Origin of the sequence: Streptacidiphilus albus JL83 (genome assembly GCF_000744705.1) — a bacterium.
GTDB lineage: Bacteria > Actinomycetota > Actinomycetes > Streptomycetales > Streptomycetaceae > Streptacidiphilus > Streptacidiphilus albus.
In genome coordinates, this window is the sequence record NZ_JQML01000001.1 from 5,814,035 (window position 1) to 5,827,895 (window position 13,861).

Genomic DNA, 13,861 nt, shown 5'->3' on the forward strand with positions numbered 1-13,861 from the left:
TGATCAAGGGTTGATCGGGGTGGAACTGCGGTCACGCCGTCCCGGGGGTGCGGTGCCGTTGACGGGCACAACCCCCGGACCCCCGGCTCTGCTCAGAAGTGCTGCGGTGCGGTACTGCGATGCTGCGGTGCGGTACTGCGGTGCGTGCTGCCGGTGCTGCTGACAGTGCGTCACGCCGGGCTTTCAGGGTGGGGCTTGAAACTTCGTCAGGCCGTGCGGGCACGGTTGCGGGCGGCGCGGCGCTTCATCGCGCGACGCTCGTCCTCGCTCATCCCGCCCCAGACGCCGGCGTCCTGACCGGTCTCCAGGGCCCACTGCAGACAGCTCTCCATGACGGGGCAGCGACGGCACACGGCCTTCGCCTCCTCGATCTGCAGCAGGGCCGGCCCCGTGTTGCCGATGGGGAAGAACAGCTCGGGGTCTTCTTCCCGGCAGACAGCGCGGTGGCGCCAGTCCATGATGATCCAACTCCTCCTGCCAGCGGGTTTGTCCCGTCAGGCACTGGTTGCTTGTGAATGTGAACGCTTTCACGAACCCAGGGGCGGGCACAGCGCCGATGCTTGATCGGCAAGCGGGTGCACGCAGCGTTGCGAGTGGGTTCCGTGCGACGGGTGTCCGGTAACGGACTGTCCCGATCGCCAGGTAAAGGTTCGCAAACCTCGACCCCGGATACAACCCCCTTCGGGAAGTAAATTTTGATTCCTTGGTGTCGACTACGTCACACCCTGTACTTCTATGGAGTGAAGGGGGGTGTGCGTTCGAGAAGAAGGCCCAGAGGGCCTTCCAGTCACACAATCACACGCAGTGCGCGGCGTACGCCTGAGAACCTGACTTGGTTCCGCTCTCCAAGGTGGTCTCCGTCGACCTGAAATGGCAGCGGTTCCTGCGAATGCAAGGTGAATTCGCGGAGGTCGTGATAAGCGACCACATGTTTGCCCCGCGGACCACTCCCCGAGGCATCCAGGAGTTGGGGGATCGTGCGCAGGGTCTGAACGAGTGACATCCGGGTCAATCCGAAGATGTCCAGATCCGCGTCGAAGTCGGCCTCCGGCGAGGCGTACACCGGCCGGTTGCCGAGGAAGGTCCACGGAGAGGCGTTCGAAACTATGGACACCACCAGTCCGTCGACCGGTTCCAGGCCGGGGATACTCAGCGTGATCGGCCCGGTCCGACGGTGCTCCTTCACCCCGAAGTAGTGGCGCACCGCCTGGTTGACGTAGAGGGTGTGGGTCGAGCGCCGACCGCTGCGGCGGTGCTGCTCCACCCGGCCGACCACGCCGGCGTCGAAACCGAGGCCGGCGGTGAAGGTGAACCAGCGGTCCGGCAGCCCCTCGGTCGAGGCCCGGCCGAGCCCGATGGTCCGCTCCCTGCCCTCCGCGAGCGCTCCGAGCAGGACCCCGGTGGCCTCGACCGGGTCGTTGGGCAGCCCCAGGTCGCGGGCGAAGACGTTGGTGCTGCCGCCCGGCACCACCGCCAGTCGGGGGACGTTCGCGCCGGGGCCCTCGGCCAGCAGGCCGTTGACGACCTCGTTGACGGTGCCGTCGCCGCCGAGGGCGACCACCAGGTCCACGGTGCCGGAGGCCGTCGCCTCCCGGGCCAGGTCCCGCGCATGGCCCCGGTACTCGGTGCCGACGACGTCCAACTTGAGGTCGCTGGCCAGTGCGTGGGCGAGCACGTCCCTGGTCCGTCCACTGGTGGTGGTGGCCTTCGGATTGAAGACCAGGAGGGCGCGCATACGGTCAGCTTACCTACCGGCCCCCCGGCGGCCTCCGAAGCCCCGGGCCGCGGCTAGCCTGGACAGGTGACTGCTGACACCGCGCTGCCCACGGCCCCTGCCGCAACCGCCGCCCGCCCCGGGACGCTGACGGCCGGAGCCGTCCTGGCACTGCTCCAGGGCCTGGTGATCGCCCTGTACGGGGTGTACCTGCTGGTCGCCGGCCTGGTCGGGCACCCGCGCACGGGGGTCGGCCTGACCGAGTTCGGCGGTCTGATCGTGCTGCTGATGGGGCTGCTGCCGCTGGCCGCCGGACGGGCGCTGCTGCGGCTCCGGCGCTGGGGCCGCAGCCCGGCCGTGATGATGGACACGCTCTGCCTGGCCGTGGCGTACTTCACCTTCAAGAACGGCGGCGCGCAGATCCCGATCGGGATCCTGGTCGGGCTGTACGGCCTGGCCGGCATCGTGCTGCTGCTGCACCCGCGGACCACCGCGGTGCTGTGGCCGACGGCCCCGGGGACGGCCCCGGAGACGGCCCCGGAGACGGCCCCGGAAACGACTCGGGACGGGGCGGCGTCCGGAGCCTGACGGCCCCTCGCGCCGTCCCGTCCCGGGGGCGGCCGCACGTCACTCCTCGATCAGCAGCTTGTCGCGGAGCTGGGCCAGGGTGCGGGCGAGCAGCCGGGAGACGTGCATCTGCGAGATGCCGACCTCGGCCGCGATCTGGGACTGCGTCATGTTGCGGAAGAACCGCAGCACCAGGATCCGCTGCTCGCGCTGCGGCAGCTGGGCCAGCAGCGGCTTGAGCGACTCCCGGTACTCCACGCCCTCCAGGGCGTCGTCCTCCGCGCCCAGGGTGTCCGCGACCGCCGGCGACTCGTCGTCGGTGTCGGGGACGTCCAGCGACAGCGTGCTGTAGGCGTTGGCGGACTCCAGCCCCTCCAGCACCTCCTCCTCGGAGATGCCGAGGCGCTCGGCCAGCTCGTGCACCGTGGGCGAGCGGCCGTGCTGCTGGGACAGCTCGCCGGTCGCGGTGGTCAGCGCCAGCCGCAGCTCCTGCAGCCGGCGCGGCACCCGCACCGCCCAGCCCTTGTCCCGGAAGTGGCGCTTGATCTCGCCGACGATGGTGGGCGTGGCGTAGGTGGAGAACTCCACGCCCCGCTCGACGTCGAACCGGTCCACCGACTTGATCAGGCCGATGGTGGCGACCTGGGTCAGGTCGTCCAGCGGCTCGCCGCGGTTGCGGAAGCGCCGGGCCAGGTGCTCCACCAGCGGGATGTGCATCCGCACCAGCTGGTTGCGCAGCTCGACGCGCTCCGGCGACTCCTTCTCCAGGGTCGCCAGTCGGACGAACAGGGCCCGCGCGGCCTCGCGGTCGGGCGCCCCGTGCCGCGGCGTGGTGGCCGGTCGGCCGCCACCCCAGACGTGCGGCTCGGCGGCGGCGCCCTCGGCGGAGCCGTGCTCGCTGCCGCCCTGGTCGGCGCCCTGCTCGGCGGCGCCCCCGGGGGCGGACTCCCCGTCCGTCGGCGGCGCTATGCCCGCGCCGTCCCGGACCTCGGCCTTGCCCAGGCCGTCCGTCTCGCCGACCGTCACCGGCGCCTTCTCGTCCGGACGGTCGGCATCGTCTGCGAACACCCTGTCCTCCGCCTGTTCGGCCCCGGAGTGCACGGTCTCCGGGGATGACGACATGCCCGCCTGGAGGGGCAGGACAGGTCGGTCCGCACTGAATCCCGGCTCGGCGGCCTGCAGCCCCGAGCCACTGGTGCGCGTCTGATCACTCATGGCGATCCCCCGTTCCATTCAGTTCCGGGATCCAGTCTTGTCTGTCACGGGCCCTTGGTCGCGGAACGTCAGGGCTGGCCGGGGCCGGCGCCGCGCTTCTTGTGCAGGCTGATGCTGACCGTGCGGTCCGGCTCGACCGTGGCCTCCACCTCGCCGGCCAGTGCCGAGAGCACCGTCCAGGCGAAGGTGTCGCGCTCGGGGGCGCGGCCGTCGGTGGTCGGGGCCGACACGGTCACCCGCAAGGAGTCGCCGACCAGGCGGAACACGCAGCGCAGCACGCTGCCGGGAACCGCCTGCTGCAGCAGGATCGCGCAGGCCTCGTCGACCGCGATCCGCAGGTCCTCGATCTCGTCCAGGGTGAAGTCGAGCCTGGCCGCGAGACCCGCTGTCGCGGTACGCAGGACCGAGAGGTAGGCACCCGCCGCTGGCAGCCGGACTTCTACGAAGTCCTTCGCGTCGGGCTCGCCGTCGTTCTGGGACACCCTCACCTCCGATGGTGTTGCTCCGCCAAGGAGGCGTCGTCGCCCCCGTCGCGGTACTCACAGTGCTGTGCTCTGCTGTACGTCCGGGTGACGCTACCGCGATCCGCGCCGCGATGTCGCCGCTCCCGCCGACGTCGGTGCGGAAGGCCCGTACGGGTGGTGACTCATAGTAGATTGCCAGGTACGGAGCGTGGCAATGGTCTTGCCGGATTTTTTGTGCTGTTTCGAATCTCAGTCCGAGCCGAGCGCGGCGAGGGTCTCGCCGGTCAGTCGGAACACCGTCCAGCCGTCCATCGGCACGGCGCCCAGGGACTTGTAGAAGCCGATCGAGGGCTCGTTCCAGTCCAGCACCGACCACTCCATCCGGCCGTAGCCGCGCTCCACGCAGATCCGCGCCAGCGTGGTGAGCAGCGCCTTGCCGTGGCCGCCGCCCCTGGCCTCCGGGCGGACGTAGAGGTCCTCCAGGTAGAGCCCGTGCACGCCCTTCCAGGTGGAGAAGTTCAGGAACCAGAGGGCGAAGCCGACAACCGACCCGTTCGTGTCGTCCTCGGCGATGTGTGCGAAGGCCGCCGGATGCGGACCGAAGAGGGCCGCGTGCAACTGCTCCGCGGTGGCCTCGGCCTCGTCGGGGGCCTGCTCGTATTCGGCGAGTTCACGCACCATGGCGTGGATGCTGGGGACGTCGCTGGCGACGGCGGGGCGAATCATGGCACCGAGACTACGGCGCGGCTGTGCCGCCCCGACCGGTGAGGCTCACACCAGCGACCGGTGCGGGAAGCACCAGCGCCAGCTCTCGCCCGGCTCCAGCGTCCGGATCACCGGGTGGCCCGACTCCGCCGCGTGCTCGGTGGCATGGCGGCCCGGCGAGGAGTCGCAGCAGCCCACCTGCCCGCAGACCAGGCACATCCGGAGCTGCACCGGCGTCTGACCGAGCTCGGCGCAGCGGAGGCAGGTGGCGGACTGCCGCTCGGGCTCCGGGGCCGGGAGACCGGCGGTGTGCGAGCAGCCAGGGTGCATGAGGCCAGCGTACGCGTCCGATCCGCGCGCCGTTCGGGAGCTTCGAGCGCCTCTGTGCTTCCGTTGACGCTCGGTGACCGGACACGCCCCGTGTCCGGTCGATGACGATGGAGTCGGCCGAGAGGACGGAGCCCGTGTCCACCACCGCCCTGCTGCTCCTGGTCGCGGGCAGCGCCGCCGTCGCCGGCGTCGCCCGCCGCCTCGGGCTCTCCGCGCCGCTGCTGCTGGTCGCCGTCGGCCTGGCCGCCGGCTACCTCCCGGGGGTCCCCGACTACGCCCTCGAACCCGAACTGGTGCTGCCGCTGGTGCTGCCGCCGCTGCTCTACACCGCCGCCCTGGAGAGCTCCTACCGGGGCCTGCGGGCCAATCTGCGCTCGGTCGCGCTGCTCTCCCTCGGCTACGTGCTGTTCAGCACCTTCGCCGTCGGCCTGGTCGCCTACGCGGTCATCCCCGGGCTGCCGCTGCCGGCCGCCTTCGTCCTCGGCGCGGTGGTCGCCCCGCCGGACGCGGTCGCCGCCACGGCCATCGCCCGCAAGGTCGGACTGCCGCGCAAGCTGGTCACCATCCTCCAGGGCGAGAGCCTGGCCAACGACGCCACCGCGATCACCGCCTTCCGGGTCGCCCTGGCCGCCGCCGTCGGCGAGGGCTTCTCCTGGGGCTCCGCCTTCGGGGAGTTCCTGCTCGCCGCGCTCGGCGGGGCCGCCGTCGGCCTGGCACTGATGGTGCCGCTGCAGTGGGCCCGCTGCCGGCTCCGGGACCCGCTGCTGCTCAACACCTTCTCGCTGCTGGTCCCCTTCGTCGCCTACGCCGCCGCCGAGGCCTTCGACGCCTCCGGGGTCATCGCGGTGGTGGTCGTCGGCCTCTACCTCGGCTACCACGCCCACACCGTCGACTTCGCGCTGCGGCTGCAGGAGGACTCGGTCTGGCGGATGGTCGCGTTCATCCTGGAGTCCGCCGTCTTCGCCCTGATCGGACTGCAGTTGCCGGTCGTGCTGCGGGCCCTCGGCGACCACTCGACGGCGGAGCTGCTGCTCTGGGCGGCGGCCGTGCTGGGCGCGGTCGTCCTCGCCCGCTTCCTCTGGTGCTGGCCCGCCACCTACCTGCCGCCGCTGCTCAGCCGCCGGATCAGGGAGCGCGAGGGGATGCCGGACTGGACCCGGCCGCTGCTGGTCGCCTGGGCCGGGATGCGCGGCGTGGTCTCGCTCGCCGTCGCCTTCTCGATCCCGCACACGGTCCACGACGGCAGCGCCTTCCCCGACCGCGATCTGATCCTCTATCTGACCTTCGTGGTGGTCATCGGCACGCTGCTGCTCCAGGGACTGACCCTGCCGGCCCTGGCCCGGGCCCTGCCGCTGCCGGGCCGCGACCCGCAGCGCGAGGTGCTGGTCGAGGCCCAGGCCCAGAGCGACGCCTCGCTGGCCGCGCTGGAGCGGCTGGACCAACTGCTGGCCGACCCGCGCAACCGGCTCCCGGAGCCGCTGGAGACCCGGCTGCGGCGGGTCCTGGACCGGCGTCAGAACGCCGTCTGGGAAAGGCTGGGGGCCTCGGTGGACGAGGAGGCCGGCGAGTCCGCCGACGCCGTCTACCGGCGGCTCGGCAAGGAGACCATCGACGCCGAGCGCCGGGTCTTCGTCCGGCTGCGCGACGCCGACCGGATCGACGACGAGCTGCTCCGCCGTCTGGTCCGCAACCTGGACTTCGAGGAGGCGCTGGTCGACCGGGGCGAGGAGTGAGCGCGGGGGACCACCCGAAGGAGCGAATGCGGAAGGGGCCGAACGGGGAGTCCCGTTCGGCCCCTTCCGGCCACCGCGTGGGTGGTCAGGCCTTCTTGGTCGCCCAGAAGATCTCGTCGATCTGGGCGATCAGGTCCAGCGCCTTCTGGCCGGTCGCCGGGTCGTTCGACGCCTTGGCGGCGCTGAGCGCCTTCAGGGTGTCGTTGACCAGCTGGTTGAGCTGCGGGTAGGCCTCGAAGTGCGGGGCCTTGAAGTAGTCGGACCACAGCACCGAGACGTGGTGCTTTGCCAGCTCGGCCCGCTCCTCCTTGATGACGATGGCGCGGGTGCGGAAGGCCGGGTCGTCGTTGGCCTGGTACTTCTCCTGCGTGGCCTTCACCGACTCCGCCTCGATCCGGGCCTGCGCGGGGTCATAGACACCGCACGGCAGGTCGCAGTGGGCGTGAGCAGTGACCCGCGGTGCAAAGAGCCGAGAGAACATGAGAGTCCCTTTCCTGTGATCGTCTTCCCGGACCAGAGATTACTCCCGTTCGGGCCCGCTCTCCCGTCCGGACCGGGGTCCTAGGGCAAAAGCTGTAGGAAGCGTGGACTTCGGGTCCGGGTCGGCGAAGATGGAAGCGGACGGTTCGGCGCACGACCGGCAGGCGCGGAAGACGAGCACGGCAGGCAAGGGTGAGCGGCATGGCAGAGCAGACACACGACCTCGCCCCGGGCACGCTGCCGCAGGAGCCGCCGGAGCACGGCGTCCGGGCGAAGGGCCTGGGCCTGCTGGACGTTGACGGTCCGTCGATGGCGCCGACGCTCAGCCACGGCGACCGGCTGCTCTACCGCCTCGGGGCCCGGCTGCGGCCGGGCGCGATCGTCGTCGCCCGGCATCCGCTGCGTCAGGAACTGCTGGTGGTCAAGCGGGCGGCGGAACGCCGCGGCAACGGCTGGTGGCTGCTGTCCGAGAACAGCCGGGTCCAGAGCGACAGCCGGGACTTCGGCGCGGTCCCCGACGAACTGGTGCTGGGCCGGGTGCTGCTGCGGGTCGGTCCGAGACCGGCCTGGCTGGCGCCGGCCCGCTGGTGCGAGCCGCTGCTGCGGAGCCTGCCCTACCGCTTCTCCCGCCGACTCGGCTGCCCGCCCCCGCGCTGAGCGGCCGACGGTCAGTGGTCAGCGTTCGGCGGCGGTGACAGCGGCGGCGGTGGCGGCGTCCGCGGAGGCGGCCTCGCGCTTCCTGGCGCGGTAGGCGGCGACATTGGCCCGGGTGGCACAGCGGTCGGAGCAGTAGCGGCGGGAGCGGTTGGTCGAGGTGTCGAGATAGGCGTTGCGGCAGGGTGTCGCCTGGCAGATGCCGAGCCGGTCGACGCCGTGCTCGGTGAGGTGCACCGCCAGCCCCATCCCGGCCCCGGCCGCGAACAGCGCGGTGGCGGTGTTGGCGTTCTCGGCGATGTGCAGGTGCCACTGGGTGTGGCCGTGCTCGTCCAGCATTCCGTGGCCGGAGACCAGCGGACTGACCGGGTACTCCGTGAGCAGTTCGTTGAGCAGGTTGACCGCGCGGCTCTCGTCGCCCTCCGCCGCCGACTCGAAGACGGCGCGCAGCCGCAGCCGTACCGAGCGCAGCCGCGGCAGGTCGGACTCGTCGGCCAGCCGCAGCCCGCGGCTGCCCTGGCCGAACAGCGCCCGTAGTGCTTCGACGCTGGTCAGGGTGTCCTGGTGGCGGTCCGGCTGCTCGGTGTTGACCAGCCGTACGGCCATGTCCGCGTAGGACGCGAGTTCCACGGGCCTTCCTCACTGGTAAGCGTTGTCCGCACCAGGGTATGCCGAAGGCCGGGCGTCCGGCGTCGCGTCCGCCGGCCCTCACTGTGGAAGGGCCGGAGGGCGCGACGAGCCCGGGCCAGTCTGGCAGAGGGCCGGTGGGTGAGATCACAGGGCCGGGTGCACCGCTCTGCGGCTCGGTGTGCCAAAATCCCATAACGGGTGACCCCCGTCGCATGAGCAGGCCACCGGATCGGGACCGATCCGGGTGGTGCCCAGGACCGGAAGCCGTCACTAGTGCTCCGGAGCCGAAGCGCCGTCCCGCGTGCCTGTTCGCCCGCATCCCCGATGCTCGAACCCGCGTCGTGGTGTCCCTCGTGCGAGTGCAATGCCGATCCGCCGGTGCGGGTGGATCGGACGAGCCAGGGACATCTGAAGACCTTGTGACGCGGAGGAAAAGACAAGGGTGCGGCCGGCAGTGCCCCGACTACTGTCGGGAGCGGCACCGACCGGAAGCACAACAGCTCAACCAACCCTCAAGACGAGGCCGAAGCCGCCCTCAGCCGGCACGCGTCCTCCCTGAACGACGACGAAGAGGTCATCGTGGCAGCCGAGATCATCAGTCCCAGTCCCCTGAACGAGCAGGACCCGATCGACCCTGCCTTCGCGCTGCACCGCGGCGGGAAGATGGAGATCACCGCGACCGTGCCGGTGCGTGACGCGGACGACCTCTCCCTGGCCTACACCCCCGGCGTGGCCCGGGTCTGCACGGCGATCGCCGAAAACCCGGAGCTGGTCAACGACTACACCTGGAAGTCCAACGTGGTCGCCGTCGTCACCGACGGCACGGCGGTGCTGGGCCTGGGCGACATCGGCCCGGAGGCCTCGCTGCCGGTGATGGAGGGCAAGGCGATCCTCTTCAAGCAGTTCGGCGGCGTGGACGCGGTGCCGATCGCGCTGGCGACCACCGACGTCGACGAGATCGTCGAGACCGTGGTGCGGCTCGCCCCCTCCTTCGGCGGGGTCAACCTGGAGGACATCTCCGCGCCGCGCTGCTTCGAGATCGAGCGCCGGCTGCAGGCGGCGCTGGACATCCCGATCTTCCACGACGACCAGCACGGCACCGCCGTGGTCACCCTGGCCGCGCTGCGCAACGCCGCCCGGCTGACCGACCGGACCCTGGCCGACCTGCGGGCGGTCATCTCCGGCGCGGGCGCGGCCGGCATCGCCATCGCCAAGATCCTGGTCGGCGCCGGCATCGGCGACGTGGTCCTCTGCGACCGCAAGGGCGCCGTCCACGTCGGCCGCACCGACCTGACCGACGTCAAGCGGGAGATCGCCGAGCTCACCAACCGGGGCGGCCTCTCCGGCTCGCTGGCGGACGTGCTCGCGGGCGCGGACGTGTTCATCGGCGTCTCCGGCGGCACCGTGCCGGAGGAGGCGGTGGCCACCATGGCCAAGAACTGCTTCATCTTCGCCATGGCCAACCCCACCCCCGAGGTCCACCCGGAGATCGCCCACCGCTACGCCGCGGTGGTCGCCACCGGGCGCAGCGACTTCCCGAACCAGATCAACAACGTGCTGGCCTTCCCCGGCATCTTCGCCGGTGCGCTCCAGGTCCGCGCCTCGCGGATCACCGAGGGCATGAAGATCGCGGCGGCGGACGCCCTGGCCGAGCTGGTCGGCGACGACCTGTCGGCGGCGCAGGTGATCCCCAGCCCGTTCGACGCCCGGGTGGCCCCGGCGGTCACCAGGGCGGTCGCGGCCGCCGCCCGCGCCGAGGGCGTCGCCCGCCGCTAGCCGTCCCCGGCAACTGCTCCCCGCCCGGCACTCGCCCGGCGGGGAGCGGGCAGTGGGGCGCGGTCCGTGCAGGGCAGGCCCCAAGCCCGGTCGCGGCCAAGCCCTTTAGCGCCACCGGCACGCGCCGTCGAGCAGAGGTTCGTCACATCGCGTCGCGGTTCCCCGACGGCCCGGGGCGGGCCTAGGGTCGGAGCCATGTTCGCTGCCTACGCCGCACGTATCGACGCCGACGACCCGCTGAGCGGGCTGGAGCTGGGCGAGCGCCCCGAGCCCGAGGCCCGCCCCGGCTGGAGCACCGTCACCGTCCGGGCCGCCAGCCTCAACCACCACGACCTCTGGTCGCTCAGGGGCGTCGGCCTGCCGGCCGGAAAGCTCCCGATGATCCTCGGCTGCGACGCCGCCGGGATCGACGAGCACGGCAACGAGGTCGTCCTCCACTCCGTCATCGGCCAGACCGGCCACGGGGTCGGCGCCGACGAGCCGCGCTCCATCCTGACCGAGCGCTACCAGGGCACCTTCGCCCAGCAGGTCTCGGTGCCGACCTGGAACCTGCTGCCCAAGCCGGCCGGGCTCTCCTTCGAGGAGGCCGCCTGCCTGCCCACGGCCTGGCTGACGGCCTATCGGATGCTGTTCACCAACGCCGGGGTGCGGCCGGGCGACACCGTCCTGGTCCAGGGCGCGGGCGGCGGTGTCGCCACCGCGCTGATCGTCCTCGGCAAGGCGGCCGGACTGCGGGTCTGGGCCACCAGCCGGGACGAGGCCAAGCGCGCACGGGCCCTGGAGCTGGGCGCCGAGCAGGTCTTCCCGAGCGGCGCCCGGCTGCCCGAGCGGGTGGACGCGGTCATGGAGACCGTCGGCGCGGCCACCTGGTCCCACTCGGTCAAGTCGCTGCGCCCGGGCGGGACCATCGTCATCTCCGGCGCGACCAGCGGCCCCAACCCGCCGGCCGAGCTGACCCGGATCTTCTTCCTGGAGCTCAAGGTCGTCGGCTCGACCATGGGCACCAAGGAGGAGCTGGCCGGTCTGCTCGCGCTCTGCGCCACCACCGGCGTCCGCCCGGTGATCGACACCGTGCTGCCGCTGGCCGAGGCCCGTGAGGGCTTCGCCCGGATGGCCAAGGGCGAGCTCTTCGGCAAGATCGTGCTCACTCCCTGAGGCCTCCCGGGACAGTCGTCCGGGCCGTGCTGCCGGACCCGGTCGGACCAGTCGGACGCGGCCTTCGCCAGCGGGCCCGCCGCGTCCGCGTCGAGCAGCAGCACCGCGCGCCCGTCGTGGGACGGCGGCTCCCGGTCGGCCGGGCCGGAGGGCGGGAGGCCGCCGGTGAGCGGGTGCCCGTCGCCGAGGTCGTAGCGGACCCCGACCGCGCAGCGTCAGGATCATGGTGGCGGGGCTGCGCACGCCCGACGCACGCGACGCGTCCGCCCGAGCGGGACCGGTGGGCGGTCCTGCTCGGGCGGACGCGTGGGGTGTCGCCTCAGCCGCGCAGCCGGCGGGCGGCGGCGGCCAGAACGGCGCGGGCGCGGGCCAGGTCGGAGTGGGTGAAGCCCTCGTCGCGGGCGGCGTCGCGGACCTCGTCGCGGAAGCGGTCGAGCAGTCCGCCGAGCTCGCGCAGCGGCTCGCCCGAGGGGTTGGTGACGGTCCAGGACGGCAGGTCCTCCGGGGCGGTGGCGTCCGGCTTGTCCAGGTCGATCCGCTCGGCCCGGTCCTGACCGGTCGCCGCGCCGGCGGGGGCGGGGGCGGAGTCGGCGGGGGCGCCGACGGTGTCCTCGGCGGGGCTCCAGCGGGTCGGATCGGCCAGGCCGGTGAGGGTGCGGGTCAGTTCGGCCAGTCCCTCGGCCAGACCGGTCGGCCAGTCGCCGTTCTTGGCATGGGTGCGGATCTGCTCGCCCACCCGGTGCGCCTCGGCGCGGACCTGGTCCCGGACGGCCCTGGTCTGCTCGCGGGCGGCGCGGGCCTCCTCACGGGCGTTGCGGGCCTGCTCCTTGGCCTGCCGGGCCTGCTCCTTGGCCTGTTCCTTGGCCTGCCGCCACTCCTCCTTGGTGCGCTGCCAGGCCTCCCGGTCCATGCCGGGCCAGGGCCCGTCGCCGCCGCCCCAGACCGGGTCCGGGCCCCAGCCCTTGTCGGTGCCCATGGCCTGTCGGCGGGACTCCTTGGCGGCCCGGCGCATCTCCTCGCGGAGGTCGGTCGCGGAGTCACGGACGTCCTCCCGGATCTGGTCGGCCAACTGGGCCACGGAGTCCCGGATCTCGGCCTCCAGGGCGTCGATCTCCGAGGAGCGGGAGGCGAGTTCGGCGCGGCCGGCGTCGGTGATCCGGTAGACCTTGCGGCCGCCCTCGACGGTGTGGGCGACCAGGCCCTCCTGCTCCAGCTTGGCCAGTCGCGGGTAGACGGTGCCGGCCGAGGGGGCGTACAGGCCGTGGAAGCGCTCCTCCAGCAGCCGGATCACCTCGTAGCCGTGGCGCGGGGCCTCGTCCAGCAGCTTCAGCAGGTAGAGACGGAGGCGGCCGTGGGCGAAGACGGGGCGGCTCATGCCTGGTCCTCCTTGGAGAAGTCGAGCGGGGCGGCGTCGGACGGGGCGGAGCCGAGGGCGCGGGGCGCGTCGGCGGGGGCGTCGTCCTCGGCGGAGGGGCGGCACAGCAGAGCGACCGCTCCGGAGATGGTGGTGATCTTCAGCCTACCGGTGCCCTTGCCGAGGGTTCCGGTGATCTGCTTGGACCCCCAGCTGCCGCCGACGCGCAGCTGGTCGAAGGCGTTGGAGACGTGGCCGCTGGTGGTGTTGGCCTGGACCTGCGCGTCCGTGGGGGCCGGGATCCGGACCGCGACCTCGCCGGAGACATTGGTGAGGTTGACGTCGGTGGCGTTGTCGTGGGCGAGGTCGACGGTCATCGCCCCGCTCACCGAGTTGGCCTTGAGCTTGCGGCTGGTGCCCTCGAACACGGTGAACTCGCCGGAGACGGTGGTGGCCCTGAGGTCGCCGGAGACCGACTGGGCCTGGATGCTGCCGGTGACGGTGTTGGCCTCGACCGTACCGGCGAGCCGGACCAGGGTGATCCCGCCGCTGGCGCTGTGGACGGTCACCGGGGCGGTGACGCCGGAGATGACCGCGTCGGAGGAGACCGAGCCGAGTTCGATCCTGGTCCCGGCCGGCACGGCCAGCGAGACCACCGCGCGGCGCTTGGTGCGCCACTTGTCGATGGCCTTGGAGAGGGACTGCCAGTGGAAGTCCTTCCAGGTCAGATCCTCGTAGGTGACGGTGAGCTCGTCGCCGGCGAGGGTGACCAGCAGCGGTGGCCCGTCGATCTCGGTCACCTCCAGCCGGGCCGGGCCCTCGGTGGCGACGACGTTGACCGCGCCGGCGATGGTGCGCACCCGCAGCCGGGTCACCGGCTGTTCGAAGCTGACGGTCTGCGGTACGTCGATGGTCCAGGTCTCGGACATGCCGGTCTCCCCGATGGTCGGTGGCTGGTGAACGCGCAATGTATCGCGTCGTTCTGGTATTCACGATATATCGCGTCGCCGGGAAGTCAAGCGCCCTGCGCGAATCCGGGGGACGGGCAGGGGTGGACAGGCGTGCGCCGGGCTGGCAGCGTGCA

15 protein-coding genes are annotated in these 13,861 nt (G+C 72.1%); 5 read left to right on the forward strand and 10 right to left on the reverse strand.

Annotated features, from left to right (window positions below; translation table 11 throughout):
• Positions 1-206 precede the first annotated feature (206 nt).
• Complete coding sequence (locus BS75_RS25475; protein WP_030257455.1) at positions 207-458, reverse strand: WhiB family transcriptional regulator; 252 nt, start codon at positions 456-458, stop codon at positions 207-209.
• Between the two features lie 329 nt (positions 459-787).
• Positions 788-1,735 carry a diacylglycerol/lipid kinase family protein gene (locus BS75_RS25480; protein ID WP_034089913.1) on the reverse strand — a complete coding sequence of 316 codons (948 nt, stop codon included), beginning with the start codon at positions 1,733-1,735 and terminating at the stop codon, positions 788-790.
• A 66-nt stretch (positions 1,736-1,801) separates the two neighbouring features.
• Between BS75_RS25480 and BS75_RS25485 the strand changes: the two genes are divergently transcribed.
• Complete coding sequence (locus BS75_RS25485) at positions 1,802-2,302, forward strand: hypothetical protein (protein ID WP_052069687.1); 501 nt, start codon at positions 1,802-1,804, stop codon at positions 2,300-2,302.
• A 39-nt stretch (positions 2,303-2,341) separates the two neighbouring features.
• Here the strand turns inward: BS75_RS25485 and BS75_RS25490 are convergent, their stop codons facing one another.
• The 4 genes from BS75_RS25490 to BS75_RS25505 form a co-directional block, all read right to left on the reverse strand.
• Complete coding sequence (locus BS75_RS25490) at positions 2,342-3,349, reverse strand: RNA polymerase sigma factor SigF (RefSeq protein ID WP_081983369.1); 1,008 nt, start codon at positions 3,347-3,349, stop codon at positions 2,342-2,344.
• 215 nt (positions 3,350-3,564) lie between these two features.
• A complete protein-coding gene (locus BS75_RS25495) occupies positions 3,565-3,978 on the reverse strand; it encodes an ATP-binding protein (protein ID WP_034089914.1) in 414 nt (137 codons plus the stop codon).
• Between the two features lie 231 nt (positions 3,979-4,209).
• The gene (locus BS75_RS25500) at positions 4,210-4,686 is read right to left on the reverse strand and encodes a GNAT family N-acetyltransferase (protein ID WP_034089915.1); all 477 of its coding nucleotides are present in this window, start codon (positions 4,684-4,686) and stop codon (positions 4,210-4,212) included.
• 45 nt (positions 4,687-4,731) lie between these two features.
• Positions 4,732-4,995, reverse strand: coding sequence for a UBP-type zinc finger domain-containing protein (locus BS75_RS25505; protein WP_034089916.1), 264 nt, complete (start codon positions 4,993-4,995; stop codon positions 4,732-4,734).
• 134 nt (positions 4,996-5,129) lie between these two features.
• On the opposite strand from BS75_RS25505, the gene BS75_RS25510 reads away from it, so the two are divergent.
• Positions 5,130-6,728: a Na+/H+ antiporter gene (locus BS75_RS25510; RefSeq protein ID WP_034089917.1), complete on the forward strand. Its 1,599-nt coding sequence runs from the start codon at positions 5,130-5,132 to the stop codon at positions 6,726-6,728.
• 85 nt (positions 6,729-6,813) lie between these two features.
• On the opposite strand, the gene sodN is transcribed toward BS75_RS25510, so the two are convergent.
• Positions 6,814-7,209, reverse strand: coding sequence for a superoxide dismutase, Ni (gene sodN / locus BS75_RS25515; RefSeq protein ID WP_034089918.1), 396 nt, complete (start codon positions 7,207-7,209; stop codon positions 6,814-6,816).
• Positions 7,210-7,409: 200 nt separating this feature from the next.
• Between sodN and sodX the strand changes: the two genes are divergently transcribed.
• Positions 7,410-7,865 (forward strand): nickel-type superoxide dismutase maturation protease, encoded by a 456-nt coding sequence (gene sodX / locus BS75_RS25520; protein WP_081982574.1) that lies wholly within the window; start codon positions 7,410-7,412, stop codon positions 7,863-7,865.
• 18 nt (positions 7,866-7,883) lie between these two features.
• Here the strand turns inward: sodX and BS75_RS25525 are convergent, their stop codons facing one another.
• Positions 7,884-8,492, reverse strand: a complete 609-nt coding sequence (locus BS75_RS25525) for a CGNR zinc finger domain-containing protein (RefSeq protein WP_034089919.1) — start codon at positions 8,490-8,492, stop codon at positions 7,884-7,886.
• Positions 8,493-9,071: 579 nt separating this feature from the next.
• On the opposite strand from BS75_RS25525, the gene BS75_RS25530 reads away from it, so the two are divergent.
• On the forward strand, positions 9,072-10,268 hold the full coding sequence (locus BS75_RS25530) for an NAD(P)-dependent malic enzyme (RefSeq protein WP_034089920.1): 1,197 nt from the start codon (positions 9,072-9,074) through the stop codon (positions 10,266-10,268).
• A gap of 195 nt (positions 10,269-10,463) precedes the next feature.
• A complete protein-coding gene (locus BS75_RS25535; RefSeq protein ID WP_034089921.1) occupies positions 10,464-11,423 on the forward strand; it encodes a zinc-binding dehydrogenase in 960 nt (319 codons plus the stop codon).
• 319 nt (positions 11,424-11,742) lie between these two features.
• On the opposite strand, the gene BS75_RS25540 is transcribed toward BS75_RS25535, so the two are convergent.
• The gene (locus BS75_RS25540) at positions 11,743-12,798 is read right to left on the reverse strand and encodes a PadR family transcriptional regulator (protein ID WP_034089922.1); all 1,056 of its coding nucleotides are present in this window, start codon (positions 12,796-12,798) and stop codon (positions 11,743-11,745) included.
• Positions 12,795-13,706 (reverse strand): DUF4097 family beta strand repeat-containing protein, encoded by a 912-nt coding sequence (locus tag BS75_RS25545; RefSeq protein WP_034089923.1) that lies wholly within the window; start codon positions 13,704-13,706, stop codon positions 12,795-12,797. The genes BS75_RS25540 and BS75_RS25545 overlap by 4 nt, the downstream gene beginning before the upstream one ends.
• Between the last annotated feature and the right edge of the window lie 155 nt (positions 13,707-13,861).